The organism is Actinokineospora fastidiosa, assembly GCF_014648415.1.
In the GTDB taxonomy this organism is placed as follows: Bacteria; Actinomycetota; Actinomycetes; order Mycobacteriales; family Pseudonocardiaceae; genus Actinokineospora; species Actinokineospora fastidiosa.
The window spans coordinates 52,292-78,179 of the sequence record NZ_BMRB01000012.1 but is presented as its reverse complement, the minus strand read 5'-3'; the positions used below and the strand labels follow the sequence as shown (position 1 = coordinate 78,179).

The 25,888-nt window shown below is 72.6% G+C and carries 23 protein-coding genes; 14 read left to right on the top strand and 9 right to left on the bottom strand.

What is annotated here, in order from left to right:
• Positions 1 to 323: 323 nt before the first annotated feature.
• From IEY98_RS31625 to IEY98_RS31615, 3 genes are read left to right on the top strand one after another with little or no spacing between them, the layout of a single operon-like run.
• Positions 324 to 1,535: a cation:proton antiporter gene (locus IEY98_RS31625; RefSeq protein WP_189214372.1), complete on the top strand. Its 1,212-nt coding sequence runs from the start codon at positions 324 to 326 to the stop codon at positions 1,533 to 1,535.
• Between the two features lie 13 nt (positions 1,536 to 1,548).
• Complete coding sequence (locus IEY98_RS31620; RefSeq protein WP_189214371.1) at positions 1,549 to 1,947, top strand: DUF6766 family protein; 399 nt, start codon at positions 1,549 to 1,551, stop codon at positions 1,945 to 1,947.
• A gap of 29 nt (positions 1,948 to 1,976) precedes the next feature.
• Positions 1,977 to 3,587, top strand: a complete 1,611-nt coding sequence (locus IEY98_RS31615; protein WP_189214370.1) for a RecQ family ATP-dependent DNA helicase — start codon at positions 1,977 to 1,979, stop codon at positions 3,585 to 3,587.
• On the opposite strand, the gene IEY98_RS31610 is transcribed toward IEY98_RS31615, so the two are convergent.
• Positions 3,574 to 4,275, bottom strand: coding sequence for a FadR/GntR family transcriptional regulator (locus IEY98_RS31610; protein ID WP_189214369.1), 702 nt, complete (start codon positions 4,273 to 4,275; stop codon positions 3,574 to 3,576). The genes IEY98_RS31615 and IEY98_RS31610 overlap by 14 nt on opposite strands.
• Positions 4,276 to 4,341: 66 nt before the next feature.
• Here IEY98_RS31610 and IEY98_RS31605 point away from each other — a divergent pair, with 66 nt between their 5' ends.
• Genes IEY98_RS31605 through IEY98_RS31580 form a run of 6 tightly spaced genes read left to right on the top strand, consistent with a single transcriptional unit; the run spans position 4,342 to position 9,473 of the window.
• Positions 4,342 to 5,067 carry a (Fe-S)-binding protein gene (locus IEY98_RS31605; RefSeq protein ID WP_189214368.1) on the top strand — a complete coding sequence of 242 codons (726 nt, stop codon included), beginning with the start codon at positions 4,342 to 4,344 and terminating at the stop codon, positions 5,065 to 5,067.
• 11 nt (positions 5,068 to 5,078) lie between these two features.
• Positions 5,079 to 6,455: a LutB/LldF family L-lactate oxidation iron-sulfur protein gene (locus tag IEY98_RS31600; protein WP_373292511.1), complete on the top strand. Its 1,377-nt coding sequence runs from the start codon at positions 5,079 to 5,081 to the stop codon at positions 6,453 to 6,455.
• Complete coding sequence (locus tag IEY98_RS31595; RefSeq protein ID WP_189214366.1) at positions 6,452 to 7,030, top strand: LutC/YkgG family protein; 579 nt, start codon at positions 6,452 to 6,454, stop codon at positions 7,028 to 7,030. Before IEY98_RS31600 ends, IEY98_RS31595 begins: the two co-directional genes overlap by 4 nt.
• 7 nt (positions 7,031 to 7,037) lie before the next feature.
• Positions 7,038 to 7,700 carry a cyclase family protein gene (locus IEY98_RS31590; protein ID WP_229787828.1) on the top strand — a complete coding sequence of 221 codons (663 nt, stop codon included), beginning with the start codon at positions 7,038 to 7,040 and terminating at the stop codon, positions 7,698 to 7,700.
• Positions 7,701 to 7,728: 28 nt separating this feature from the next.
• On the top strand, positions 7,729 to 8,562 hold the full coding sequence (locus tag IEY98_RS31585; protein ID WP_189214365.1) for an MEDS domain-containing protein: 834 nt from the start codon (positions 7,729 to 7,731) through the stop codon (positions 8,560 to 8,562).
• Positions 8,559 to 9,473: an anti-sigma factor RsbA family regulatory protein gene (locus IEY98_RS31580; RefSeq protein WP_189214364.1), complete on the top strand. Its 915-nt coding sequence runs from the start codon at positions 8,559 to 8,561 to the stop codon at positions 9,471 to 9,473. Before IEY98_RS31585 ends, IEY98_RS31580 begins: the two co-directional genes overlap by 4 nt.
• A 1,079-nt stretch (positions 9,474 to 10,552) precedes the next feature.
• Here IEY98_RS31580 and IEY98_RS31575 read toward each other — a convergent pair.
• Genes IEY98_RS31575 through IEY98_RS31565 form a run of 3 tightly spaced genes read right to left on the bottom strand, consistent with a single transcriptional unit; the run spans position 10,553 to position 17,874 of the window.
• On the bottom strand, positions 10,553 to 12,904 hold the full coding sequence (locus IEY98_RS31575) for an OmpL47-type beta-barrel domain-containing protein (RefSeq protein ID WP_189214363.1): 2,352 nt from the start codon (positions 12,902 to 12,904) through the stop codon (positions 10,553 to 10,555).
• Between the two features lie 52 nt (positions 12,905 to 12,956).
• A complete protein-coding gene (locus tag IEY98_RS31570) occupies positions 12,957 to 16,862 on the bottom strand; it encodes a ThuA domain-containing protein (RefSeq protein ID WP_189214362.1) in 3,906 nt (1,301 codons plus the stop codon).
• 28 nt (positions 16,863 to 16,890) lie between these two features.
• On the bottom strand, positions 16,891 to 17,874 hold the full coding sequence (locus IEY98_RS31565; RefSeq protein ID WP_229787825.1) for a multicopper oxidase domain-containing protein: 984 nt from the start codon (positions 17,872 to 17,874) through the stop codon (positions 16,891 to 16,893).
• A 1,279-nt stretch (positions 17,875 to 19,153) separates the two neighbouring features.
• On the opposite strand from IEY98_RS31565, the gene IEY98_RS31560 reads away from it, so the two are divergent.
• Positions 19,154 to 19,519: an RNA-binding S4 domain-containing protein gene (locus IEY98_RS31560; protein WP_189214361.1), complete on the top strand. Its 366-nt coding sequence runs from the start codon at positions 19,154 to 19,156 to the stop codon at positions 19,517 to 19,519.
• On the opposite strand, the gene IEY98_RS31555 is transcribed toward IEY98_RS31560, so the two are convergent.
• Entirely contained in the window at positions 19,505 to 19,966 is a 462-nt protein-coding gene (locus IEY98_RS31555) for an HNH endonuclease (RefSeq protein WP_229787823.1), read from the bottom strand. The genes IEY98_RS31560 and IEY98_RS31555 overlap by 15 nt on opposite strands.
• Before the next feature lie 326 nt (positions 19,967 to 20,292).
• Here IEY98_RS31555 and IEY98_RS31550 point away from each other — a divergent pair, with 326 nt between their 5' ends.
• Positions 20,293 to 20,667, top strand: coding sequence for an SSI family serine proteinase inhibitor (locus IEY98_RS31550; protein ID WP_189214360.1), 375 nt, complete (start codon positions 20,293 to 20,295; stop codon positions 20,665 to 20,667).
• Between the two features lie 64 nt (positions 20,668 to 20,731).
• On the top strand, positions 20,732 to 21,166 hold the full coding sequence (locus IEY98_RS31545) for a DUF4383 domain-containing protein (protein WP_189214359.1): 435 nt from the start codon (positions 20,732 to 20,734) through the stop codon (positions 21,164 to 21,166).
• On the opposite strand, the gene IEY98_RS31540 is transcribed toward IEY98_RS31545, so the two are convergent.
• The gene (locus IEY98_RS31540; protein WP_189214358.1) at positions 21,167 to 22,312 is read right to left on the bottom strand and encodes an MFS transporter; all 1,146 of its coding nucleotides are present in this window, start codon (positions 22,310 to 22,312) and stop codon (positions 21,167 to 21,169) included. It abuts the gene before it with no gap.
• A 77-nt stretch (positions 22,313 to 22,389) separates the two neighbouring features.
• On the opposite strand from IEY98_RS31540, the gene IEY98_RS31535 reads away from it, so the two are divergent.
• Positions 22,390 to 23,154, top strand: a complete 765-nt coding sequence (locus IEY98_RS31535) for an SDR family NAD(P)-dependent oxidoreductase (RefSeq protein ID WP_189214357.1) — start codon at positions 22,390 to 22,392, stop codon at positions 23,152 to 23,154.
• 88 nt (positions 23,155 to 23,242) lie between these two features.
• Complete coding sequence (locus IEY98_RS31530) at positions 23,243 to 23,752, top strand: hypothetical protein (RefSeq protein ID WP_189214356.1); 510 nt, start codon at positions 23,243 to 23,245, stop codon at positions 23,750 to 23,752.
• On the opposite strand, the gene IEY98_RS31525 is transcribed toward IEY98_RS31530, so the two are convergent.
• The 3 genes from IEY98_RS31525 to IEY98_RS31515 all read right to left on the bottom strand — a co-directional run bounded on the left by IEY98_RS31525 (position 23,749) and on the right by IEY98_RS31515 (position 25,857).
• Positions 23,749 to 24,399 (bottom strand): response regulator transcription factor, encoded by a 651-nt coding sequence (locus IEY98_RS31525; protein ID WP_189214355.1) that lies wholly within the window; start codon positions 24,397 to 24,399, stop codon positions 23,749 to 23,751. The two genes, IEY98_RS31530 and IEY98_RS31525, sit on opposite strands and share 4 nt — an antisense overlap.
• Positions 24,400 to 24,416: 17 nt before the next feature.
• Complete coding sequence (locus IEY98_RS31520; RefSeq protein WP_189214354.1) at positions 24,417 to 25,025, bottom strand: helix-turn-helix transcriptional regulator; 609 nt, start codon at positions 25,023 to 25,025, stop codon at positions 24,417 to 24,419.
• Positions 25,026 to 25,095: 70 nt separating this feature from the next.
• Positions 25,096 to 25,857 (bottom strand): AfsR/SARP family transcriptional regulator, encoded by a 762-nt coding sequence (locus IEY98_RS31515; RefSeq protein WP_189214353.1) that lies wholly within the window; start codon positions 25,855 to 25,857, stop codon positions 25,096 to 25,098.
• Positions 25,858 to 25,888 lie beyond the last annotated feature (31 nt).

Genomic DNA, 25,888 nt, shown 5'->3' with positions numbered 1-25,888 from the left:
CGCCAGCCCCGGCCGGACCGGAAGCGGGGCACCGGGCGTCAAGGTCGCCGACCCAGCCGGAGCGGGAGCACGACGCGAACCGTGGACGCGGCCGGGCCTCCGGCCCGAGTGGGGGGCGGGGCGCCGGCCCGAGTGGGGGCGGGGCGCCGGGGCGAGTGGGGGCGGGGCGCCGGGGCGTTGAGGCCGCCACGCCCGGCCGAAGTGCGAGCGCGACGCGAACCGGTGGAGGCCGCTGACTCCGGCCCGCGTGAGGCGGGGCGCCGGGGCGTTGGGGGCGGGCGGCTCGGCGAGCGCGTCCCACCTCGGTCCAGCAAGGTGGGGCTGTGGCTCTCGTGCTCGCGTTCGGCGTGGTTCTGCTGGTGAGCGTGTCGCTCTCCGGGGTGGCGGCGCGGACCGTGCTTTCGACGGCGTTGTTGTTCCTGGTGGCGGGGGCGTTGATCGGGCCGGGCGGGTTCGGGTGGGTGGCGGTGCCCGCCGACGGGGTGTTCGTCACCGGGTTGGCTGATCTCGCGCTGTTCACGGTGCTGTTCACCGACGGGCAGCGGGCCAACCTGCGGGCGCTCCGGGACGGGTGGCGGCTGTCCGGGCGGGCGTTGGGGCTGGCGATGCCGCTGACCATGCTCGGCATCGCCGTGCCCGCGCACTACCTGGCCGGGCTCGACTGGACGATCGCCCTGCTGCTCGGCGCCATCCTCTCCCCCACCGACCCGGTGTTCGCCGCGGCGATCGTCGGGCGCAAGGAGGTGCCCGCGCGCGTGCGGGGGCTGCTCAACGTCGAGTCCGGGCTCAACGACGGCCTCGCCCTGCCGTTCGTCCTCGTCTTCCTCGCCGCGGCGGCGCACGAGGACCCGCACCCGGGCACGATCGCGCTGGAGCTCGTCGCGGGGCTCGCGCTGGGGATCGTGATACCGGCCGTGGTCACCACGGCGTGGCGGCTGCGGGTGCTCACCGCGGAGCCGAGGCTGCACGCCCTCGGCCCGCTCGCCGTGGCCGTGATCCTCTACGCCACCTGCCACCTCACCCACGCCAACCCCTACCTCGCGGCGTTCGCCGCCGGGTCGACGCTGGCCACGCTGGACCCGTACGCCGCGGAGCGGTTCGAGCGCTTCGGGGACCTGCTCTCGGAGATCACGAAGTTCGCCGCGCTGCTGGTGTTCGGGGCGCTCATCACCCCCGAGCGGCTGCTGGACCTCAGCGCGGGCGCCTGGGTCGTGGCGGTCCTGGCGATCCTGGTCGTGCGGCCCGCGGCCATGGCGCTGTCGCTGGTGCGGACCCGGCTGCCCACCCCCGAGCGCGCCGTCGTCGCCTGGTTCGGGCCGAAGGGGTTCGCCTCCGTGGTCTACGGCCTGCTCGCGCTGCAGTCGGGCCTGCCCGAGGCCCAGGACCTGTTCGACCTGGTCGCGGTCACGATCGCGCTGTCGATCGTGCTCCACTCCTCGACGGACGTCCCCGTGGCGAAGGCGCTGCGGGTCGAGCCGCCGGACAACCTGCCCAGCGGCGGCGACGAGGACCCCCTCGACCGCCGCGCCCCGTGAGACGGAGGACCCGATGGCGCACGACACCGACTGGCGACGCCACCTGCCCGCTCGCACCGCCCGCCGCGGCTGGCTGCACGACCACGCCCTGACCATCGTGCTGGTCACGCTGTTCCTGGTGTCCTGGGTCGGCCAGTTCATCGCCCAGGTGCTGGAGGTCAGGGATACCGCGGAGGAGCACGGCCAGGCGTTCTCCTGGTCGGACTTCTGGCCGCGGTTCCTCTCCGCCACCTTCGAGAACTGGCAGAGCGAGTTCCTGCAGCTGTTCTCCTTCGTCCTGCTGACCGCCTACCTCATCCACCGCAACAGCGCCGAGAGCCCCGACGGCGACGACGAGACCAAGGCGATGCTGCAGGAACTCCTCGACCGCACCGAGCCGGGCAAACAGGACGGCGGCGTGCGACCGGCATGAACTAGCGCCCAGGGTGGTACGCCGGGGCGGTGACGGACGGCGAACGGCTGCGGCGACTGGCGGCGGACACCTTCGGCTGGCGGCGGCTGCGGCCCGAGCAGCTGCGGGCGATGGAACACCTCATGGCGGGCCACGACGTGCTGGCCGTGCTCCCGACCGGCGCGGGCAAGTCGGCGATCTACCAGGTGCCCGCGCTGCTGCTCGACGGCCCGACGCTCGTGGTGTCCCCGCTGATCGCCCTGCAGCAGGACCAGCGCGAGGGCATCGAGGACAGCCGCGCCCCCGACGCGGTCGTGCTCAACTCCGCGCAGACCGAGGAGGAGAACCGCCAGGCCTGGGCCGCGCTGCGCGAGGGCAGCGCCGAGTACGTCTTCCTCTCCCCCGAACAACTCGCCAAGGACGACCTGGTCGACGCCCTCGCCGAACTCGGCGTGTCCCTGTTCGTCGTCGACGAGGCGCACTGCGTCTCCTCGTGGGGCCACGACTTCCGCCCCGACTACCTGCGCCTCGGTCCCGTGCTCGCCCGGCTCGACCACCCGCGCACGGTCGCGCTCACCGCCACCGCCGCCCCGCCCGTGCGCCAGGACATCGCCCGACGCCTCGGCCTGCGCGACCACCGCGAGGTGATGGCCAGCTTCGACCGGCCGAACCTGCGGCTGTCGGTCGAGCGGTTCACCGAGGACGCCCGCAAGCGCGCCGCCGTCGTCGAGCGGGTCCGGGAGCTCACCGGCGTCGGGCTGCTCTACGCCGCCACCCGCAAGGACACCGAGTACTACGCCGACGAACTCGCCTCGACCGGGAAGCGGGTGGCGCACTACCACGCGGGCATGGCCGCGAACGCGCGCGAGCGGGTGCACCAGGACTTCCTCGACGGCGCGGTGGACGTCGTCGTCGCGACCTCCGCGTTCGGCATGGGCATCGACAAGCCCGATGTCCGGTTCGTCGTGCACGCCTCCGTCCCCGACTCGCTGGACTCCTACTACCAGCAGATCGGCCGCGCCGGGCGCGACGGCGAGCCCGCCGACGCCGTGCTGTTCTACCGGGCCGAGGACCTGGGCCTGCAGCGCTTCCTCACCGCGTCCGCCGCGCCCGAGGACGCGATCGGCGACGTGACCCGCGTCCTCGGCGAGCACGACGAGCCGGTGACGCCCCAGCAGGTCCGCCAGGAGGTCGACGCCTCCGCCCACCGCGCGACCCGGGCGATCAACCTGCTGGAGGAGGTCGGCGCGGTCACCGCCGACGCCGACGGCCTGCTGTCGGCGACCGACGCCGAGGACCCCGTCGGCCAGGCCGTCGAGACCGCGGAGGCGCGCGAGCGGCTGGTGCGCTCCCGGGTCGAGATGGTCCGCGGCTACGCCGAGACCACCGACTGCAGGCGCAAGCGGCTGCTCGGCTACTTCGGCGAGCACCTGCCGCAGCCGTGCGGCAACTGCGACACCTGCGCCGCGGGCACCGCCGGGCAGGGCGAGCCCGAGAGCGGCGAGTTCCCGGTCGACGCGTCCGTGCGCCACCGGGAGTGGGGCCACGGGGTGGTCACCGAGTCCACCGAGGACCGCGTCACCGTGCTGTTCGACGACGCGGGCTACCGCACCCTGTCGGTCGACGCGGTCCGCGACGGCGATCTGCTCACCCGGGACTGACGTGCCGGGTCCACTCCCGGTGGAACCCCTCGATGTGCCGCACGACCAGGGCGGCGGCCCGCTCGCCGTCGCCAGCGCGGACCGCGCGCAGGACGGCCCGGTGCTCCCGGCGCAGCCGCGCCGCGGTGCGCGGCCAGTCCGGCAGCGACGCGACGGCGTGCAGGACGGTGTGGTGGATGGCGTCGCGCAGGGCGGTCATGACCGCGGTGTTGACGGCGTTGCCCGCCGCCCGGGTGAGCGCGACGTGGAAGTCGGCGTCGAGCTGGTGGTAGGTGTCGGCGTCGATGCCGGGCTCGTCCATCCGCGCGAGCAGGTCCTCGGCGAGGTCGAGGTCCGGGTGCCCCGGGGCGCGCGCGGCGGCGCGCACGGCCGCGCCCTCGATCAGCGCCCGGGTGGCGACGAGGTCGGCCATGGGCAGGCGGCGGGTGGCCAGGTGCAGCCGCAGCGCGGCGGCGATGCCGCCCGCCGGGTCCGCGATCACCGTCGTGCCCGCGTCCGGGCCCGAGCCGACGCCGCTGCGCACGACGCCGAGCGCCTGCAGCACCCGGATGGCCTCGCGCACCGTCGGGCGGCTCACGCCCAGGTCCTCGGCGAGCCTGCGCTCGGCGGGCAGCTGGGCGCCCACGGTCAGCCTGCCCGCGGCCAGCTCGGCCTCCACGTGCCGCAGCACCGCGGCGTATCCGCTCACGCGCACCTCCTGTGGTCTGACCACAGGGCTGGTGTGGTCAGACCACAGCAGTCTAGAGTGCCGGGGGTGAGGGTCGCGCTGTTCGTCACATGCCTGGTCGACGGGCTGTTCCCGGATGTCGGCAAGGCGACGGTGACGCTGTTGGAGCGGTTGGGGCACGAGGTGGTGGTGCCGCCGAGGCAGACCTGCTGCGGGCAGATGCACATCAACACCGGCTACGCCGCCCAGGCCGCGCCGATCGTGGCCAACCACGTCGAGGCCTTCGCCGACGCCGACGTGGTGGTGGTCCCGTCGGGCTCGTGCGCGGGCTCGATCCGCCACCAGCACGCCGAGGTCGCCCGCGAGCACGGCCGTCCCGGGCTGGCCGACGCCGCGACCGCGGTCGCCGCGCGGACCTACGAGCTGTCGGAGTTCCTGGTCGACGTGCTCGGCGTGACCGACGTCGGCGCGTACTTCCCGCACCGGGTCACCTACCACCCGACCTGCCACTCGCTGCGCGTGCTCGGCGTCGGCGAGCGGCCGCTGCGGCTGCTGCGCGCGGTGCGGGGCATCGATCTGGTCGAGCTGCCGGGCGCGGAGACCTGCTGCGGCTTCGGCGGCACGTTCGCGCTGAAGAACGCCGACACCTCCACCGCGATGCTGGCCGACAAGATGTCCGCGGTCACCACGACCGGCGCGAAGGTGCTGACCGCGGGCGACTCGTCGTGCCTGATGCACATCGGCGGCGGCCTGGCCCGGCTGCGCAGCGGCGTGCGGACCCTGCACCTGGCCGAGATCCTGGCGGCGACATGACCTTCATCGGAATGCCCCGCGGCACCGGCAACCTCACCGGCGCGCCCTTCCCCGAGGCCGCCAGCGAGGCCCTGGACAACGCGCAGCTGCGCCGCAACCTCGCCAAGGCCACCGGCACCATCCGCGCCAAGCGCGCCGCCGTCGTCGACGAACTGCCCGACTGGGCCGCCCTGCGCGCGGCGGGCGCGGCGATCAAGGACGACGTGCTCGCCAACCTCGACACCTACCTGCTGCGGTTCGAGGCCGCCCTCACCGAGCGCGGCTCCACCGTGCACTGGGCCCGCGACGCCGAGGAGGCCACTCGGATCGTCACCGAGCTGGTGACCGCCACCGGCGCCCGCGAGGTCATCAAGGTCAAGTCGATGGCCACCGCGGAGATCGGCCTCAACGAGGCGCTGGCCGCCGCGGGCGTCGCCGCCGTGGAGACCGACCTCGCCGAGCTGATCGTCCAACTCGGACACGACCGGCCCAGCCACATCCTGGTGCCCGCCATCCACCGCAACCGCGCCGAGATCCGCGAGATCTTCGCCGAGGGCATGGGCGCCACCGACCTGACCGACGACCCGCGCGTGCTCGCCGAGGCCGCCCGCGCCCACCTGCGCCGCAAGTTCCTCACCGTCGACGTCGCCGTCTCCGGGGCGAACTTCGCCATCGCCGAGACCGGCGGGCTCGTCGTGGTCGAGTCCGAGGGCAACGGCCGCATGTGCCTGACCCTGCCGCGCACGCTGATCAGCGTCGTCGGCATCGAGAAGATCATCCCGGCCTGGCAGGACCTCGAAGTGTTCCTGCAACTGCTGCCGCGCTCCTCCACCGGCGAGCGCATGAACCCCTACACCTCCGTCTGGACCGGCCCCACCGAGGGGCAGACCAGCCACGTCGTGCTCGTCGACAACGGCCGCACCGCCACCCTCGCCGACCCCGACGGCCGCGCCGCCCTGCGCTGCATCCGCTGCTCGGCCTGCCTCAACTCCTGCCCCGTCTACGAGCGCACCGGCGGCCACGCCTACGGCTCCACCTACCCCGGGCCCATCGGCGCGGTGCTGTCCCCGCAGCTCACCGGCATCGATCGCAACCCCACCCTGCCGTACGCGTCCTCGCTGTGCGGGGTCTGCTACGACGTCTGCCCCGTCGCCATCGACATCCCGTCCATGCTGGTCCACCTGCGCGGCCGCGCGCCCAAACCCCGGGCGGAGGCCGCCGCCATGCGCGCCGCCGCCTGGGCGATGTCCGACCACCGCCGCTGGCGCCGCCTGCTGCGCGCGGGCCGCCTCGGCCGCGCCCTGGGCCGCCGCCCCATGCTGCCGCCACCGCTGTCGGCGTGGACCCGCGCCCGCGACCTGCCCGAACCCCCGCGCCAGACCTTCCGCGACTGGTGGGACACCCGATGACCGAGCCCGGCGCCCGCGCCGCCATCCTCGCCCGCGTCCGCAGCGCGTTGCGCGACCGTCCCTCCGCGACGGTCGCCCGCGACTACCGCCGCGCGGGCACTCGTGGCCGAGGCGACCTCGACCGCTTCGCCGAGATGCTGCGCGACTACCGCGCCCTCGTCCGCATCACCGACGACGTCCCCGCCGCCATCGGCGACCGGGGCTTCATCGCCGCGCCCGGCTGCCCGCCGGAATGGGGCGGCGACCGCCGCCAGCACACCGTCGCCGAACTCGACCGGGTCGACGGCGTGATCACCGCGTGCGCCGTCGCCATCGCCGACACCGGCACCATCGTCCTCGACCACGACGCCCCCGACCAGGGCGCCCGCGCCCTGACCCTGGTGCCCGACCACCACATCGTCGTCGTCCGCGCCGACCAGATCGTCCCCGGCGTCCCCGACGCCGTCGCGGCGCTGGCAGGCGTCCGCACCCAGACCTGGATCAGCGGCCCCTCGGCCACCAGCGACATCGAGCTCGAGCGCGTCGAGGGCGTTCACGGGCCCCGCACGCTGGAAGTGATCATCGACATCCGATGATGGGGCGGTGAACACACGCGTCATCGACCTCTCGCACCCGGTCGAGCACAACATGGTCACCTACCCCGGCCTGCCCGGTCCCGTGATCGGCGACCACCTGAGCCGCGCCGACTCGCGCGGCCGCTACGCCGAGGGCACCGAGTTCCAGATCGGGACCGTCACGATGCTCTCCAACACCGGCACCTACCTCGACGCCCCCTTCCACCGCTTCCCCGACGGCGCCGACCTCGCCGCGCTCGACCTGAGCAGGCTCGTCGACCTCGACGGCGTCGTCATCGACGCGACCGACCGCGCCGTCGGCCCGGAGGCGTTCGCCGACCTCGACGTGACCGGCCGCGCGGTGATCGTGCGGACCGGGTGGGACCGGCACTGGCGCACCCCGGAGTACGGCGGCGCGCAGGCCCCGTTCGTCACCGCGGCCGCTGCCGAGTGGCTGGTCGAGCGGCAGCCCGCGCTGGTGGGCATCGACTCGGTCAACATCGACGACCTCGCCGACCTCTCCCGGCCCACGCACACCGCCCTGCTGGCGGCGGGCATCCCGATCATCGAGCACCTGCGCGGCCTGGACCGGCTGTCCCCGGCCGGTTTCCGCTTCCACGCCGCGCCGGTCGGGATGGTCGGGATGGGGACGTTCCCGGTGCGGGCGTACGCCATCGTCGACGGGGTCTGATCGGGGGTCGGCGCGGTATCGTGCCGGTATGCGCGCACACGGCGTCGTCGACTCGGCCGCCGGGCTGCGGCCGTTCGGCCACCTCGGCTGGGCCTACCGGGACCGGGCCGACTTCCTGGCGCGGGCGCGGGAGTACATCATCGACGGCGTCGCCGAGGGGCAGTGGATCGAGTTCGTCGGCGACGGCGACACGCTGCGCGACGAGCTGGTGAGCCTGTCCGGTGTCCCGACCTCGGACATCGGCGTGGCGACCGTGGCGGAGTTCTACGAGTTCGCCGGGGATGTGGTCGACCCGGTGGCGTCGGTGGACAAGCAGGTGCGCGCGGTCGAGACCGCCGTCGACGCGGGCTACACCGGGGTGCGCGCGGTCGTGGACGCCACGGCCGCCGCCCTCACCCCCGAGCAGCGCGCGGCGTTCGCCCGCTTCGAGTACCTGATCGACCAGAAGATGAGCAGCCTGCCGATCTCCACCGTGTGCGGCTACGACCTCGGCCGGATGGACAAGACCGCGACCACCGAGTTGGTCTGCCTGCACCCGTTCACCAATCCAGGGTCCAGCCTCTTCCGAATCTACGCCGATGGGCCATCGGAGTTCGCCCTGAGCGGCGAGTTGGACGCCTCGTGCGTGGCGGTGTTCGCCACCACGCTGCGCCGCACCCTGCCCTTGTCCGCCGCCCGCGACCTGCGCATCGACGGGCGCGGGCTCGTCTTCATCGACCACCGCGCCCTCGCCAGACTCGACGCCGTGCTCGGCGAGGTGGGGGCGACCGCGGTGCTGTCGACGTCGTGCCTGGTCGCCGCAAGGCTGTCGGACATCATGACCCTGCGCAACCTGCGGGTCGACCCGGTGGGCGAGGCATGACGGCTGGGCACCACCACACGGCGGGGTTCTACGCCTCGGACGCCGAGTTCCGCGCGCTCATCGTGCCGTTCGTCGAGGAGGGCACGGCGGCGGGCGAGGCGGTCGTCCTCGGGTACGACGAGCGCAAGAGCGCGCTGCTGCGCACCTGGCTGTCCGAGCCCGACGCGGTGGTCTTCGTCGGCCCCGGCCACTACTCCACCCCGGCCAGGACCATCGCCGACTACCGCCGCCTGTTCGAGCACCACCTCGCGCGGGGCGTGACCCGGATCCGGATCGCGGGCGACGTCCCCCACGAGGGCAACGGCGGCCGCTTCGCGGGCTGGGACCGCTACGAGTGGGCGGTCAACACGGTCTGGTCCGCCTATCCCGTCCTCAGCGCCTGCCTCTACGACGCCACCCTGATCAGCCCGTACGTCCGGGAGGTCGTCGAGCGGACCCACCCGCTGCTCCTCTCCCCCGCGGGGGTGATCGAGGCGAACGCCCGGTACACGCAGGCGCACCCGACCCCGGTCATCGCCGCGGACCCGCTGGAGTCCACTCCCCCGCTCATCGACCTCACCAACCCGAGCCCGGTCCAGGCCCGCCGAGCCGTCGAACAGGCCGCCCGCCCCCACCTCCCCGCCCAGATCCTCGACGACCTGGTCTTCGGCGCCTCCGAGGCGGCGACCAACGCGATCATCCACGGCCGACCCCCGACGTCGATCCGCATCTGGTCGACCCCGGGCCGGGTCGTCGTCCACGTGACCGACACCGGCTCCGGCCCCCGGAACCCCCTGGCGGGCCTCATGCCGGTGGTGAAGGAGGCGGGCGGCCTCGGCCTCTGGCTGACCCACCAACTGGACATCGACGTAGCCCTGATCACCACGCCGCACGGCTTCACCATCCGCCTCCGCGGCGGCAAACTCGACTAACACCCACGCTGGGGCTGGTAGATGGCCTGGGTCGAGGCGGGTGGATGCCCTGCCTCGGCGGAGCGGCTCGATGTCCTGCGTCGGCGAGCGGTGAATGCGTTGGACCGGGTCCGGTGAGTGCCATGGGCCGGGCCGGTGGCTGCGCCGGGTCGGGGCCGGTGGCCGGTTGGGCCGGGGCCGGTGGCTGGTTGGGCCGGAGTCGGTGGCCGGTTGGGCCGGGGTCCGTGGCTGCGTCGGGCCGGAGTCGGTGACTGCGTTGGGCCGGGCCAGTAAGTGCCCTGGGTCGGCGGGGGCGGTGATGGAGGTACGGCCTCGGGCGTGCCCGGGAAAGGCATACGGTGTCACCGTGGCTCGGCGGTCGCGGGACTTAACTCGCCTGGACGGCCGCACCTGCCGTAGAGGCAGCGACGCAACCACCGTGGCGAAGGTCCGGCAGGCGCCGCGCTGGCGTTTCCGGTCCGGCAGCGGGCCGGTGGGGGTGCCGGCCAACTCGCCGCCCGCGTGACCCGCCAGGACGAACATCAACCCCGCACTTCGACGCTGCAAGGCCAGCGCGTCCGCCCAGCGCGGGAGAATCACGAGCGGCCATGCGCGCCGAAAGCGCGGCCAGCACGAGGGCGACCCGGCCCGCCCGCTCCATCGTCAACCACACGACGGCCAAGCGCCCCGGTGCTTGCGCCAGCCAGTTCCTCACCGCGTTCCGCCGATGGGGCCTTCGCCAGCAATGGCGGGATCGAGCAAGGGTCGGGCGCCGAGGTGGCTACGTCCGGCGGTCCCCTACTGCGTTCCGGCGAGGGCCTTGGCAGCGCGTCGGCGGCCCCCTCACCCCATCCTGGCGTTTGTTTGTTAGCTCCGTGTTCCTCCGGTCCTCCTCCCCTCTCGCACTTAGGCGAACAAGACATTATCTTGATAGTAAATAGTGAAACGGATAAATTGAGGGCAGGGGACAGGAACAGGGGTGCCTCGGATCGCGAGGCGCGTCGGGTGGACATGGAAGCGGCGCCGTCGGGACCTGGGAGGTCGTCGACGGCGCCGCGGGTGTTCGTTCAGTTGTGGTTGTGGCGGCTCAGGTCGGAGCGTCAGGCCTTGCCGATGTTGGACCTTGCTGCCGCGCGGACGATGCGGGTGCGGTCTTGCTTCGTGAGGACGCCGTCGGCCACCAAGGCGGCGGTGACCCGGTCCACGTGGGTGACGAAGGCGCCGTGGTTGGCGTAGGTGGCGGTTTCGGCGATCAGGTCGTTGACCGTGCAGCCGTGACCGGTGTCCACATTGGCCACACCCGTGTCGTCGCCGTCGATGATGACGGTGGCGCGGGTGTCGGAGTCGGCGCAGTCGTCCGTGCCCGGGTCGACCACCGTGAACGTCACCGTCGCCGGTTCCGACACGTTGCCCGCGACGTCCGTCGCGCGGTAGCGGACGGTGTGCTCGCCCGCCTCGCCGATGGTGAGCGGGCCGGTGTAGGCCGCCCACTCGCCGCCGGTCGAGTACTCGATCGTCGCCACGCCCGAGTGGGTGTCCTCGGCCGTGATCGTGACCGTCGCGCTGTCGATGTAGGCGCCCGTGCCGTCCTGGTTGCCCGACACCACGGCGGCCACGGTCGGCGCGGTCGTGTCCTCCTCCGCGGGCTCGACGACGGTGAACGCCACCATGCCCTCGGCGGAGGTGTTGCCCGCCAGGTCCGTGGCCCGGAAGTGCACCATGTGCGACCCGACCGCGTTCACGACCACCGGACCGGTGTACGCCATGAACGGGCCGCCGTCGAGGTTGTACTCCACGGTGTCCACGCCCGTCCCGGCATCCGTCGCCGTCACGGTGACGGAAGCGCTGCCCACGTACGCGCCGGAGGCGTCCTGCTCCCCCGACACCACGGCCACCACCTCCGGCGGCGTCGTGTCCTCGACCGGCGGCGCGGCGACGGTGAACGCCACCATGCCCTCGCCGGAGGTGTTGCCCGCGTTGTCCGTGGCGCGGAAGTGCACCATGTGCGAGCCCACCGCGTTCACCAGCACCGGCTCGGTGTACGCCACGAACGGCCCGCCGTCGAGGTTGTACTCCACGCCCGCGACGCCCGACTCGACGTCCTCGGCGGTCACGGTCACCAGCGCACTGCCCACATACGCGCCGGTGTCGTTCCGCTCCCCCGACACAACGGCCGACACCGTCGGCGGCGTCGTGTCCACCGGCGCGGGCTCGACGACGGCGAAGGTCACCGTCCCGATGGACGAGACGTTGCCAGCACCATCGGTGGCCCGGTACCGCACGGTGTGCTCGCCGACAGCGGCGACCGACACCGGAGCGGTGTAGGCCATCCAGGCCGCGCCGTCCAGCTCGTACTCCACCGACGCCACGCCCGACTGCTCGTCCGACGCCGTCACCGTGACGGTCGCCCGCTCGATGTAGGCGCCCGAGCCGTCCTGGTTGCCCGACACCGCGGCCGAGACCGCAGGAGCGGTCGTGTCCTCCTCGACGGGCTCGACCACCGTGAACGCCACGGACCCGGTCTCCGACACGTTGCCCGCGGCGTCGGTGGCCCGGTACTGCACGGCGTGGTCGCCGACGGCGGTGACGGTGACGGGCCCGGTGTAGGGCCGGAAGCCGGTGTCGTCGATCTCGTACTCGACCGACGCCACCCCGGAGCCCGCGTCCTCGGCCGACACCGTCACGGTCGCGCTGCCCACGTAGTCACCGGCCGCGTCCTGGTTCCCGGTGACCGTCGCCGACACGGTCGGCGCGGTGGTGTCCGCGTCCTCCACCACCGTGAACGAGACCATGCCCTCGGCCGACACGTTGCCCGCGACGTCGGTCGCCCGGTAGTGCACCATGTGCGAGCCCACGGTGTTCACGAGCACCGGCTCGGTGTAGGCCGTGAACGGCCCGCCGTCGAGGTTGTACTCGATGGTGTCCACCCCGGAGCCCTCGTCCGCTGCGGACACGGTCACGGTCGCGGCGCCCCGGTAGTTACCCTCGGCGTCGCGGTCCCCGGTGACCGACGCGGTCACCGTGGGCGGGGTGGTGTCGCCGCCACCGCCGTCGGTGACGACGAGTTCCCCGACCATCTGCCCGTGCCCGGGGATGGCGCAGAAGTAGCGGTACTTGCCCGGGCTGAGCGTCACCTGCGCCTGGTGCCGCCCGCCGCTGGCGTCGAACGGGTTGGCGATGATGTCCAGGGCGACGTCGTGGTTGTAGCCCGGCGTCGAGGTGTCGAAGGTGAGGGTGTGCGGCATGCCGGTCGTGTTGCCGGTGGCCAGGCTGTTCTCGAAGACGATGGTCGCCGGTCCGGCGGTCGCCGTGGCCGGGGCGGACTTGTAGCTGGTCACGCCGTTGTCCGCGGTCCAGGTCAGCACCTGCTCGGCCTGGGCCGACGCGGGCACGACCCAGAGCGCGACCAGCGCCGCGATGAGCGCGGCTATCAGTGATCTCTGACGATGCATTGTGTCTCCCAACCAGGGTGGGGGCGGGCGGACCCGCCCCCACCGCCGCGGCCTACAGCTGCCGCACCCGGATGTTGCGGAACTCGATGAGGTCGTTGTTGCCGTGGTTCTGCAGCCCGATGAAGCCCTCGGCGAACTGCCGCAGGTCCGTGGGCGGGTCACCGGCCCGCGACGACTGCTTGCCCGGGGTGTTGTCGAACTCGTTGATCACCACGCCGTTGCGGACGATCGTGTAGTGCTGCCCGACGACCCGGATCTCGTAGTCGTTCCACTCGCCCTTGGGCGTCGCGCCCGCCTGCTCCATGCCCACCGGGTCGAAGTTGTAGACCGACCCGGTCTTCTGCGGCTCGCCGGAGGTCCCGTCGTAGATCTGGATCTCGTGGCCGCAGTAGATGGCCACCCACGCCTGCGACGTCCTGGCCGAGCCGAAGGTGCCGCAGCTGTCCTCGGGCCGCTGGTCAAGCGGTGTGCGCGGGTCGGGGAACCGGACGAACACCCCGCTGTTGGCCCGGTGCGGGTCCGGGGCGACGTCGCGGAACTGCAGCTTCAGCGAGAAGTCCCCGAACTGCTTCGCGTCGTACCAGAGCATTCCGAGCCCGCCGGTCGGGCGCAGGGCGCCGTCCGGCTGGATGTGGAACTCCCCGGACGGGGCCATCGACCAGCCCTCCAGCGAGGTGCCGTCGAAGATCGCCACGTAGCCGGTGTCGCCGGGCTTGCCGATCCCGGACTTGGCGGCGGCCTTGGTCAGCGCGCCGTGCTCGCGCCCGGTGATCACGCCGTCCTTCTTCAGCAGGTTGGCGACCTCGGTGACGTGGCTGACGAACGCGCCGTGGCTGTCCCAGGCGGACTCGTCGTCGATGAGGTCGTTGATCGTGCAGCCGTGGCCGACGTCCTTGTTCGGCAGGCCGGTGTCGCTGTCGCGCAGCCACACGGTGTCCCGGTCGTCCGGCACCGCGCAGCCCACCGTCACCTCCACGCGCGCCGTGCCCGTGGTGCCGTCGGCGTACTTCACGGTCAGGACCGCGGTGTACTCGCCGAGGCGGGCGTAGGTGTGGCGCGGGTTGGGCTCGGTCGACGTCGTGCCGTCGCCGAAGTCCCAGTGGTAGGACAGGCCGCCGGAGCGCTCGCCGGTGAACTGGACGTCCATCGGCTTGTTCTGCACGTTGACCGCGGTCGCGGTCGGCGCGGGGGTGGCCGGGCCGCCGGTGTAGGTGATCCGGATCAGCTTCTGGTTGGAGTCGAGGCTGAAGAAGCCGCCCGCGTAGTCGAGCAGGTAGAGCGCGCCGTCGGGACCGAACTTGGCGTCCATCCAGCTCTGCAGCGACGTGTCGCTCCGCCCGCCCGGGATGATCTGCCGCAGCGTCTCGGCGAACAGCGGCGGCGCCTGCGCCGGGACGCCCTTCGGGTCGACCGTGACCGCGATGCGGTTGGCCGAGTTCGACTGGTCGCCGATGAACCACTTGCCGTCCCAGTACTCCGGCCACGCGACGCCGCTGTCGGTGTCGACCAGCTCGCGCTGGTAGGTCGGGCCGGACATGACGGCCTGGCCGCCGCCACGCAGGTACGGCTGGGTGTAGATGGCGTCCTCGTCCTTGTAGGTCGGGATGCCGTCACCGCGGTCGGGGAAGATCGGCCCGCCGCCGCCCGGCGAGTACCAGATCATGTTGTCCTTGACCGGCGGCAGGTCCACCAGGCCCGTGTTGCGCGGAGAGTTGTTCTTCGGGTTGTCGCAGTCGTACCAGCCGGTGAGCACGCTGGCGTCAGTGTTGCTGCGGTCCCGGTACGGCTGGCGGTTGCCCATGCAGTACGGCCAACCGTGGTTGCCCGACTCGGTGATGATGGTCGCCGTCTCGTACTTGGCCGGGCCGAGCTCGGGGCTGGGCGCGAACGCGTCCGGACCGACCCAGCCCGCGGTCAGCCAGTTGTGCACCGGGTCGATGTCGAGCCGGGCGATGTTGCGCACGCCCATCACGTAGATCTCGGGACGGGTCTTGTCGCCCGGGTCCGCGGACTCGGGGAACAGGTTGCCCTCGGGGATGGTGTAGCTGCCGTCGGCCTCGGGGTGGATCCGCAGGATCTTGCCGTTGAGGTCGTTGGTGTTGCCCGAGGTGCGGCGCGCGTCCTGGAAGGACACGCCCTTGTACTCGGCGGTCCAGTTGTTGCCCGAGTACCCCTCGGAACCCTGCGACGAGTTGTTGTCGCCGGAGCCGATGTAGAGGTTGCCGTCCTTGTCGAAGGCCATGCCGCCGCCCGCGTGGCAGCAGCTGTGGATCTGCGCGTCCCACTCCAGCAGGTCCACCCGGGTCGCCTGGTCGATCGTCCCGTCGGCGTAGGTGAAGCGGGAGATGGTGCGCTTGCCGATCCGCTTGTCGCGGTCGATGGACTCGTGCGGCATCCAGTAGACGTAGACCCAGCCGTTGTCGGCGAAGTCCGGGTCGAGCGCGATGCCGACCAGGCCCTCCTCGTTCTTGACCAGCTCGGACCCGCTGCCGCGGTTGCCCATGACCTCGAGCGTGGTCAGCAGCGAGACCTTCTTGGTGTCGGGGTCCCAGGTGTGGATGGTGCCGCAGCCCAGACCGACCTTCGGGTTCTCCCACGGCACGATCGGGCCGCTGGGGCAGGCCGCCTTGCCGATGTAGAACACGGTGCCGTCGGGCGCGATGTCCATGCCGTGCGGCTCGCCGATCTGGTCGAGCTGGCCCTGCTTGTTCTGCGCGGTCAGCCGCTCGACCTTGTAGTTCGCGGCGATGGTCGCCTGGCAGTCGGCCCGGACGATGCCCGTGGTCCACTGCAGGGCGCCGAGCAGGTGCTTGCGGAAGTTCTCCTCGCCGTAGCCCGCCTCGGTGTGGCCCATGCCGGTGTAGAAGGAGCGGCCGCCCTCGTAGTCGCGGCACCAGGACACCGGGTGGAACGCGCCGTTGGCGCCCTGGCCCGGGTCGTAGTGGCGCTCCTCGACCTGCGCGACGGTGTGCACCGTGCCGATCGGGTTGGGCTCCCAGTTCAGCCAGCGGTCCGCGCGGGTCCACTTGACCGGGATGCCCTGGTTGGCCGGGTGCTGCCGGTCGACGAGGTTGACCACCGACTCGGCCACCTCGGGCTCGGGCGTCGGCGCCGGGTCCTTGCGGAACAGCAGGAAGTCGGCGAGCTGGATCAGCGGCTCACCGTGGTTGGCGGTGATGTCGAGCTTGAAGTACTTGTACGCGGTGGTGTTGGCGAGCTCGAACTCGCGGGTCTGGAACCGGTCGGAGAACGCCTCCCCCGTGCGCTTGTCCAGCTCCGTCCAGTTCTGCCCGTCGGTGGAGCCGCTCAGCGTCCAGTCCTTGGGGTCCCGGCCGGGGAAGTCGTTGGCCGAGGTCAGCGAGTAGCGGGCCACGGCGGTCGGCTCGGCCAGCTCCATGGTGACCCAGCCGGTGCGGGCGAAGGTCAGCCACTTGGTGTTCTCGTCGCCGTCGACCAGCTTGTCCTTGGTCTCCTGCGGCGGGTTCTCCGCGCTGGCGCTCACCTTGGCGACCGTCTCCGGCGTCGGGCGGCTGCCGACCGGGCGGGTGCCGATGAGGCCGGTGAACCAGTCGGACTCGTCCTGGGCCTTGGCCGCGTCGGACACGCCGAGGAAGCCGCCGCCGTCGGCCATGTAGTCCCGCAGCGCGCTCTCCTGGCCGCGGTCGAGGGTCACGCCCTCGGCGGAGAGGAACACGACGCCGCGGTAGCGGTCGAGGTTCGCGGCGGTGAAGACGGCCGGGTCCGACGCGCTGTCGACGCCGATGCCGTTCGCCGCGCCGATCTGGGCGATGGCGGCGGCGGCCTTCTCCACGGGGTCTTTCTGTTCGGCGGCCGGTCCGTGGAAGACCAGCACGGAGACGCCCGCGGGTGGGGGCGCCTCGGGTTCGGCCGCGACGGCGAGCGGCGTCAGGGTCGCGCCTAGCGTCACGGTCGCGGCGAGGAGGACCTGCGGTCTCATGCCTCAACTCCTTTGTCGACGGCCTGGTTCAGTTGTGCGCGGAGTGGGGGTGGTGCTGGTGGTGGCGGAAGCGGTCGATCGCCTCCTGCGCGCCGGGCGGCATGCTGCCGTCGCGGTTGCGGACGAGGAACACGCCCGCCATGCCGCCGTCGGAGTGGAACTGGACGTGGCAGTGGTACATCCACGCGCCGGGGCCGACGCCCTCGCCCGCGATCACCTGGAAGCCGAACGAGCCGCCGGGGTTGAGGTCCTTGTTGTCGATGACCTGGCTCGGGTCGTTCGGGCCCTCCAGCATCCCGGTGCGGTTGTCGGCCCAGCGGTGGGCGTGCAGGTGGAAGGTGTGCGGCTGGTTGCCGTGCCCGATGGCGATGAACTCGACGCGCTCGCCGTGGTTGGCCTCGAACATGGGGGTGTCCGGGGCTACCTTGTTGTTGATCGTCATGTCGTTGAACACGCAGGTGAACTGCCGGTCGGGCAGCAGGTCGCCGCGCCTGCGCACGATGAGGGCGCCGTACAGTCCTTTCTGGAGGCCCACCGTGCCGTGGTCGGTGCCCATGGCGTGGTCGTGGTAGTGCCAGTAACCGGCGCTGCCGGGCATCCAGAGGTTGCCGTGGGCCTTGAAGTTGGGGCGGGTGCGCCAGGTGTAGGTGCGGGTCTCGCCCGGGTCGTTGAAGGAGTCGTTGAGCGGGCTGCCGTCGGACTCGGTGCTGTAGTCCACGCCGTGGGGGTGGATCGACAGGCGCTTGTCGGTGTTGTTGACCAGGGTGATCTCTAAGGTGTCGCCCTCCCAGATCTCCAACACCGGCCCGGGCACACTCGCCTGGCCGGGCGCGAGGCCGTAGCCGTACAGCCCGCCGGGCAGCGCCTCGGCGTACATGGTGATCTTGCGGACGGCGCCCTTCTGGGGCGGCTGCGCCGCGGCGGAACTGGCGAGCGCCGCGGGCGCGACGACCCCGACGGCGGCCCCGGCGAGCATCGAGCGGCGGCTCACCGACCGGCCTGGAAAGTCCATAGTGGTCTCCGTTCACCCGTTTCACGGCATGCCGGAACCCGGGGTGGGGATAGGGGGTGGGGCGGCCCGATCCGCCGCGTCTGCGCAGGGGCGCGACGAACATGGCCGTGCAGGACCCGCGCGGCCTCAGGCCACCGCCTCATGGCCTTTTGCCGCTACGGTCCGTATCTCACTGTCGGTATTGCCTGACTTTGGTACCTACAGGATGACGTTTCGACCTGACGACCTGAACTTATGCATGTGTCGAACAAAAGTGAAGGTCCAAATGGAGTAACGCCCTTCGATCATCGAGTTGATCAGCGCTTCTCGGCGGGGGTGGTGGCGGAGGGTGGCGGGCAGGCCAGCGGTGGTGGCGATGAGTGGTGGCCGGCAAGGGGATCGCTGGATGCCGGCGGGCGGTGTGGGCGGTGGTTCGCAGGCGACGATTCGGCGGATACCACCACAGGCCGTCGCGAATTCCGGCAGTGCGGCTTGCACGGCATCCGGACATCGCCGAACGAGGGGCGAAGCCTCGATTCGCTCGTTGCCGTGCGGCGAGTGGCGACGGCTGGCTGACGGGCGATCGCCGGGCAGCGGCGGTTTGCCGGGCAGCGCCCCATCCCCCGCAGCCCGGCACGTTGGGTGCCAGCCGTGCGGCGAGTGGCGTGAGTTCGTTCGATGGCGGCGGCGCACTGACGCGACGGCCCGCTGAGCAGTGGCGGTGCGGCGGGTGCGCCGGTCCCTGGGCAGCGCTGGCCCGCTCGGGCAATGGTCCGTTCAGCAGCGCCGGTCCACTCGGCATCGGACGTCCGCTCGGCCTCGGCCCGCCCGAGCGACGGTCCGCACGGCAGCGGCGGTCCGCTCGGCGCCAACCCGCCCGGGCGGCGGTTCGCACGGTGGCGCCAGTCCGCTCGGCACCGGACCGCCCGGCCCGCGCTGGCCCAGCCCAGTGGCGGTAACCCGCGCGGTGATGGCCCGCTCGGCAGCGGCGGCCACTCGGCACCGGGTCACTCGGCACCGGCCCGCTCGGCAGCGGCGGCCACTCGGCACCGGGTCACTCGGTAGCGGCGCTCCACCCGCTCGCGGTAGTCCACTCGGCACCAGCTGACCGAGCAGCGGCGGCCCGCTCCGCAGCGGCGTCTACTCGGCAACGGGTCCACACCGCAGGCTGGTCCACTCGGCAGCGCCAGCCTGCTCAGCGGCGGCGTCTGTTTGGCGGTGGTTCGCTGGATGGTGACGGCCTGCATCCGCGGTGCGCTGGATGGCGGGCGGTGTCGGGCGCCGCTGGCATCATGGTGCGGTGGAATCCACGCGCGTGGACCGCTGGTTGTGGGCGGTCCGACTGACCAAGACCCGCCCGGACGCCGCGGCCGCCTGTCGGGGTGGTCACGTGCGGGTCAACGACCGCCCGGTCAAGCCCGCCACCACCGTCTCCCCCGGCGACGAGATTCGCGCCCGCGTCGGCGACGTGACGCGGGTGGTGGAGGTCGTGCGGGTCATCCAGAAACGCGTCGGCGCCGCGGACGCGGCGACCTGCTTCATCGACCGGACCCCCGCCCCACCGCCGGAGGCCGCCATCCCCGTCGCCCGCCGCGATCGAGGCGCGGGCAGGCCCACCAAGCGGGAGCGGCGCATCCTCGACAAGTTCCGGTCAGGACAGCTCTAGCCGCGCCCGCACCAGCGCGCGCAGCTCATCCGGGGTGATCCACCGCTTTCGGTGGATCATGCGGTGGCAGTTGGCACAGAGGACGGCCAGGTCCGCGAGCCTGGTCGTGGTCGCGTTGGACACGTGCAGCGGCACCACGTGGTGGACCTCGGCGAACCTGTGCCCGCGGTCGCCGTAGGTGCGCTCGAAGTCGAACGAGCAGACCTCGCACTCCAGCTTGCCGTGCTCGGCGAGCACCTTCTCGATCTTCCGACGCCGCAGCTTCGGGTCGCGCTCGCGGGCTTTGTGCCTGAGCAGGAGCAGCCGTCCCTCGAACGCGCCTTCATCGTCGGATTCGACGGAGTCGAGGTCCGGAAGGCCGTCGAACTCCCCGGCGCGCACGCCTTCCCGGATCCGCTGGGCCGCGGCGCGCATCTCGTCGGGCCGGTCCAGGAAGTCGGCCAGCACCTCCCGGTCGAGCCTGGTCGCCTTGCGGGCGGAGTCGGGATGCCGGATGGCGATGGCGGGTCGCGGGGCGGTTTGGTCGGGTCGGCGGTCATCGGGTGCCGCCTTCGCTGGTCGCGATTGTCGGTTAGGTCAACGGTGGCGGCTGTCGGAGTGTTTCCAGCAGTCAGCGCTCACGGCGGGCGGAATACTGTTAACTTAATTCCCGCGCGGACGGAGTTACATTTTTAGAGTGTTTAGCATTTAGAGGTTGATCACGCTGCACCGGGCGGGGCGGGGGATTAATGTCGGGGGTGACAGCCGCTTGTCGGAAAAACCTGAGGAGAACGATGTTCCGCATCCTCGCCGCCACCGCATCCATGCTGGTGGCGGCCGCTGTGCCTGCTTTGGCCGAGAGTGGGCCGGAGGTTCGGTTGGCGTTGAGCGTGACCTATTACGACAACACCTTCGCCGTCGGGTCGTTGAGCTGTTCACCCATTGGTGGGCAGCACCGGAACCCCGAGGGGGCCTGTGCGGAGCTGTATGGCGCCAGCGGCGATATCGCGGCGGCCGATCGAGAGATGACGCGGGTTTGTCCAATGCACTACGAGCCGGTGACGGTTCGGGCGGTCGGGTGGTATGGCGACGGGATCGTCGACTACACCCGCACCTACGGCAACTCCTGCGTCTTCGCCAACAGCGCCGGGCAGCTCTGGAACATCTGACGCGGGGTTAGTGGGGCCGCATCGCGGGCACTCCAGGGTCGTGAGTCGACGAGCTGAGGGTCACGTGACGAACGGTCGGGGCACGGGGGCGCGCGTGCTGTGCGGGCTGCTGGGTGCGGCCCTGCTGACCTTCGGGATCATCGGGCTGGCCCAGATCGGGCTGAGCGGGTTCGCCCCCGTGCCGGAGGGCACGGCGGATCGGACCGACGTGTCGTTCGGGGGGTCGACGCTGCTCAGCGTCATCCACCTGATCATGGGCGCGCTCGCGCTGTTCGCCGCGCTGCGCAACGGGGCGCGGATGGCCGGGCTGTTCGGGATGATCGCGTTCGCCGGGCTGCTGGCCTACGACATCGTGGCGCTCATCGCCGACGACCCGGACGACCCGCTGGGCGCCAGGTGGCCGGTGCTGGTGCTGCACGCGCTCGGGTTGCTGGCCTGCGTGCTGATGGTCGCCCTCGCCAACCGGGCGACGCATGACTTCGAGGGCGAGCAGCACTAGCTACTCGCGCGACAGCACCAGCAGGCCGACCGCCGCGACGAGGCCGCCCACCAATGCGACCGGGCGCACGCCCGCCAGCGGCAGCAGGACGCCGCCGAGGAGCGCTCCCCCGCCGATGCCGACGTTGAACGCCGCCGAGCTGGCCGCGGACGCCACCTCCGTGCTGCCCGGCGCGACCTCCAGGATGCGGCTCTGCAACGCCGTCACCATGAAAGCCATGGCGAACCCGGACAGCGCCTGCAACCCGACCGCAACCACCTTCACCGGGCCGAAGGCGTAGAGGCCCAACAGCACCACCACCTGCAGCGCCACGGAGAGCACCAGCACGGCACGCGGCCAGCGGTCCAGGACGGCGCCGGAGAGGACGTTTCCCACCGCCCCTGCCGCGCCGCCCGCGAAGAGGACCAGGCTCACCGCCGCCTCGGCGAACCCGCTCACCTGCGTGAAGAACGCCGTGACGTAGGTGTACTGCGCGAACACGCCGGTCACCACCAGCGCGACGGTGACGACGAGGATCCGGAACCGCCGGGCGTCCGGGGACGTGCCGGTCGAGGCGTGGTTGTCCTCCGGGCGCACGTTCGGCAGGGCCGCCGCGATCGTCACCAGCGCCAGGAGCCCGACGGCGCTCACCACGAGGAACGCGGTCCGCCAGCCCGCCTGCTGGCCCAGCCAGGTGCCCAGCGGCACGCCCGCCACCATCGCCAGCGACGGCCCGGCGAACAGCCCGGCGATCACCTTGCCGCGCACCCGGGCCGGGAACAGCCCGGCCGCCGTCGCCGTCACCACGGCCCAGAACACCGCGTGCACCAGCGCGATCACCAGCCGGGCCGCCATGAGCAGCCAGTAGTTCTGCGCGATGGTCGACAGCCAACACGCCGCCACGAAGACGGTCAGCAGCCCGGTGAGCAGCGTGCGGCGGGGTATGCGGCGGACCCACCGGGTCAGCGGGACCGAGGCGACCACCACGACCGCGGCGTACCCGGTGACCAGCAGGCCGACCGCGGTCAGCGACACGTCGAGGTCCGCTGCGATCAACGGCAGCAGGCCGATCGGCAGGTTCTCGGTGATCACCAGCGTGAACAGCGCCAACCCGAGCGCCGCGACCGCGACGACCGCCGACGACCGGCCGACCTGGAGTGCTGACACGCGTTCCCCCTTGTTGAGAGCGTTCCCACAATGCGCCGTAGGCTGGCCGACGGCAACCGGATTGGGGTGGAGCGCACATGGCGAGCGTGCTGGTCACGGGTTCGGCGGACGGCATCGGCCGGGAGACGGCGGCGACGCTGGCGGCCGCGGGCCACCGCGTGGTGCTGCACGCGCGGGACGAGGACCGCGCGGCGCACGCGAGGACCGCGGCGCCCGGCGCGGCGTGCGTCGTCGGCGACCTGGCCTCGCTGCGCCAGACCCGAGCGCTGGCCCACGCCGCCGCCGCGCACGGCCCGCTCGACGTCGTGATCCACAACGCCGGACTCGGCGGCGGACGCGCCGAGCGGGCGGTGACCGAGGACGGGATCGAGCTGCTGTTCCAGGTCAACGTGCTCGCCCCGTACCTGCTCACCGCCCTCATGCCGCGGCCGCGCAGGCTGGTCTACCTCACCTCCGGCCTGGAGTCCGTCGGCGTCGCCGACCTCGACGACCCGCAGTACGAGCGCAAGCCGTGGGACGGCATGCAGGCCTACTCCGACTCCAAACTCCTCGACGTCGTCCTGGCCTTCGCGGTGGCACGGCGGTGGCCGGGCGTGCTCAGCAACGCGGTCGACCCGGGCTGGATCAAGACGAGGCTGGGCGGCCCGGACGCGACCGACGAGCTGCCCGAGGGCGCGGAGACCCAGGTCTGGCTGGCCACCGCCACCGACGCGACGGCGACCGGCCGCTACTACAAGCGCCGCCGGGAACTGCGCGCCAACCCGGCCGCGTACGACATCGCCGTGCAGGAGCGGCTGCTCTCCCTCTGCGCGGACCTCACCGGGGTCGCCCTGCCCGGGTGAGGTCACCCGACCGGTGGCCGGTTCCGGCCGTGTGCCGGTGGGCGCGGCCGAAGCGTGGCACCGTCGACCCATGCGCCGTCATTGCCTAGTGCTGCTCACCGGGACCACGCTGCTCCTGGCAGGCTGCGGCGACCGGTCCATCCCCGACCTCTTCGCCGCCCACGCCGACACGCAGACCACCCCTCCCCCACAGCCCACGACACGCCCGTGGACCACCCCGACGAGCACCGACCCGACCACCAGCGAACCGACCACCCAGTCGACCACCGCCCAGCCGACCACGACCAAGCCGACAACGACGGCCGCCGCCCCGGACGGCATCCGGGTGGCGGAGGGCGGCGCCGTGCCGATCCCGGCCGGGACCGGCGTCGGCGGGGTCCGGGTCCAGTCCATCGACGGCGCGCGGGTCACGCTCGCGGGCGAGTCGACCGGCAACAGCTTCCGCGGCGCGTGCCTGCAGAGTTGCACCATGTCCGCCCACAACACCGCGTTCACCGTCGAGTTGGGACAGTCCGGCGGCACGATCCTCAACAACCTGCGCATCGACCTGCTCGGCGTCGACGGCGGCGCGGCCGTGCTGGACGTGGCGAAGGTCTAGCCGGGCAGGACGCGGTAGCCGACCCGCGGCACCGTGTGGATCACCGGCGGGTCGCCCAGCTTGCGCCGCAGGCTGGACAGCGTCACATCGAGCACATTGGACTCCGGCCGGACCAAGGCGTCCCACACGCCTGCGAGCAGCTCGTCCCGCGTGACCACGCGGTCCTGGTGGGCGAGCAGGTGCTCCAGGACCGCGAACTCCTTGCCCGTCAGGCCGAGCAGCACGGCGCCCCGGCGGACCTGGTGGCGGGCCACGTCCATCTCCAGGTCGCCGCAGCGCAGCGGCACGTGCGCCATGGTCGGGCCGAGCCTGCACAGGGTGCGCACGCGGGCGATCAGCTCGTCCAGCGCGAACGGCTTGACCAGGTAGTCGTCGCCGTGTTCGAGCCCTTCGACGCGGTGGGCGATGCTGTCGAGCGCGGTCAGGAACAGCACCGGCGCCGGGACGCGGCGGGCGCGGACGTAGCCCAGCGCGTCGCCGGAGGGGAGCATGCGGTCGAAGACGGCGCAGTCGTAGGCGTTGACGGCCAGCGCCTCGTCGGCGGCGGGCAGGTCGGCCACGGCGTCCACGGCGAACCCCGCGCCGCGCAGGGCGCTGCTGACCGCCAGCCGCAGGTCGGCGTCGTCCTCGATGACCAGGATGCGCACCGCCTCACGGTAGTGGATCACCCCGCCGCGCTCAGCCAGCCCCGGTCGGCGGCCTTCACCCCGGCCTGGAAGCGGCTGCGCGCGCCGAGCCGGTGCATCAGGTCGGCGACCATGCGCCGCACCGTCCGCACGGAGACGCCCAGCCGCGCCGCGGCCGTCTCGTCGGTGCAGCCCGCGCACAGCAGCCCGAGCAGTTCGCGTTCGCGTGGGCCGAGGTCGCCGTCGTCGGGCAGGTCGTCGGCCAGCAGCGGGGTCCCCGCCGCCCAGACCCGGTCGAACAGGCCCATCACCGCCGTGACGACGCTCGGCAGGCGGAACACCCCGTCGGGCAGGATCGCGACCGCGCGGTCGATGACCACCACGTCGGCGGGGACGTCGGGCACGGTGCGGGTGGCGGCCCCGGCGACGGACAGCGCGGCCAGCCGCGGCGCCTGGAGGGTGGCCGTGCGGGCCTGGTCGGGGGCGAGGACGCGGTAGCGGACGCCGCGGCGCAGGTTGGCCTGGTCGACGCGGCGCACCGCGGGGGCCGTGGACGTCATGAGCAGGACCTCGCGGTCCGCGGTGGCCAGCAGCGCGTCGACCCCGGTGTGCCGGGAGACGGGCGGGTCGAGGGCGAGGACGCTCATGCCAGCCTCCCGGGACAAGCCGTGCGTGCGTCGGACATCGTGTGCTCCATTCGGTCGGTGGCGGGCGGGGTCAGGCGACGCGGGCCGGGTCGCGGGCGGTCGAGCGCAGCGCGGCGGCGTGCGCGGCGCGCAGGGCGGGGCCGGGCTCGACGCCCAGTTCCTCGGCGAGCACCGCGCGGGCCCTGGCGTAGACCGAGAGCGCGGCGCTCGCGCGGCCCGCGTCGGTCAGCAGCCGCACCCAGCGCGCCCAGGGCTCCTCGCGCAGCGGGTCGTCGTCGGTGAGCTCGCGCAGCGCGGCGTCGGCCTCGCGCACCCGCCCCAGGGCGGCGCACGCCTCGGCGTACGCCGAGCGCAGTGCCCAGCGCAGCTCGTCGAGTTCGGGCAGCAGCGGCTCGGCGACGGCCAGCCCGCCGTACGGCTCGCCGCGCCAGAGTCCCAGCGCCTGGCGGCACAGCGCCGCCGCGGCAGCGTGATCGCCGCGCCGCGCCGCCTGCCGCGCCTCGGCCGCCCGGCACGCTGCCACCTCGGAGTCCAGCTCGCCCGGGTCCACGCGCAGCCGGTAGGCCCCGGGACGGCTGTCGATGCGCACGCCGCAGGCCGGGGCGGGCAGGGTGCGCCGCAGCCGCCAGACGTAGGTCTTGAGGTTGGCCTCGACGGACGTCGGCGTGGCCGTTTCCGGCCAGATCGCCCGGATCAGCCGAGGGGTCGGCACCCACGCGTTAGCGTGCGCCAACAGCGTGGCCAGCGCGGTGGCGGGCTTGCGGGCGCGCTGGTCGAGCACCACCCCCTCCGGGGTGCGGACCTCGACCGGGCCGAGCACGTGGAACAGCATCACTCCTCCATCCGTCGGCGTCGTCACGCCG

Coding starts and splice junctions, on each gene's coding strand:
- IEY98_RS31520 (WP_189214354.1), bottom strand. CDS start 25,025: ATGAGCGTCCTCGCCCTCGACCCGCCCGTCTCCCGGCACACCGGGGTC.
- IEY98_RS31570 (WP_189214362.1), bottom strand. CDS start 16,862: ATGAGACCGCAGGTCCTCCTCGCCGCGACCGTGACGCTAGGCGCGACC.
- IEY98_RS31550 (WP_189214360.1), top strand. CDS start 20,293: ATGTTCCGCATCCTCGCCGCCACCGCATCCATGCTGGTGGCGGCCGCT.
- IEY98_RS31595 (WP_189214366.1), top strand. CDS start 6,452: ATGACCGAGCCCGGCGCCCGCGCCGCCATCCTCGCCCGCGTCCGCAGC.
- IEY98_RS31535 (WP_189214357.1), top strand. CDS start 22,390: ATGGCGAGCGTGCTGGTCACGGGTTCGGCGGACGGCATCGGCCGGGAG.
- IEY98_RS31515 (WP_189214353.1), bottom strand. CDS start 25,857: ATGCTGTTCCACGTGCTCGGCCCGGTCGAGGTCCGCACCCCGGAGGGG.
- IEY98_RS31575 (WP_189214363.1), bottom strand. CDS start 12,904: ATGCATCGTCAGAGATCACTGATAGCCGCGCTCATCGCGGCGCTGGTC.
- IEY98_RS31620 (WP_189214371.1), top strand. CDS start 1,549: ATGGCGCACGACACCGACTGGCGACGCCACCTGCCCGCTCGCACCGCC.
- IEY98_RS31580 (WP_189214364.1), top strand. CDS start 8,559: ATGACGGCTGGGCACCACCACACGGCGGGGTTCTACGCCTCGGACGCC.
- IEY98_RS31565 (WP_229787825.1), bottom strand. CDS start 17,874: ATGGACTTTCCAGGCCGGTCGGTGAGCCGCCGCTCGATGCTCGCCGGG.
- IEY98_RS31585 (WP_189214365.1), top strand. CDS start 7,729: ATGCGCGCACACGGCGTCGTCGACTCGGCCGCCGGGCTGCGGCCGTTC.
- IEY98_RS31600 (WP_373292511.1), top strand. CDS start 5,079: ATGCCCCGCGGCACCGGCAACCTCACCGGCGCGCCCTTCCCCGAGGCC.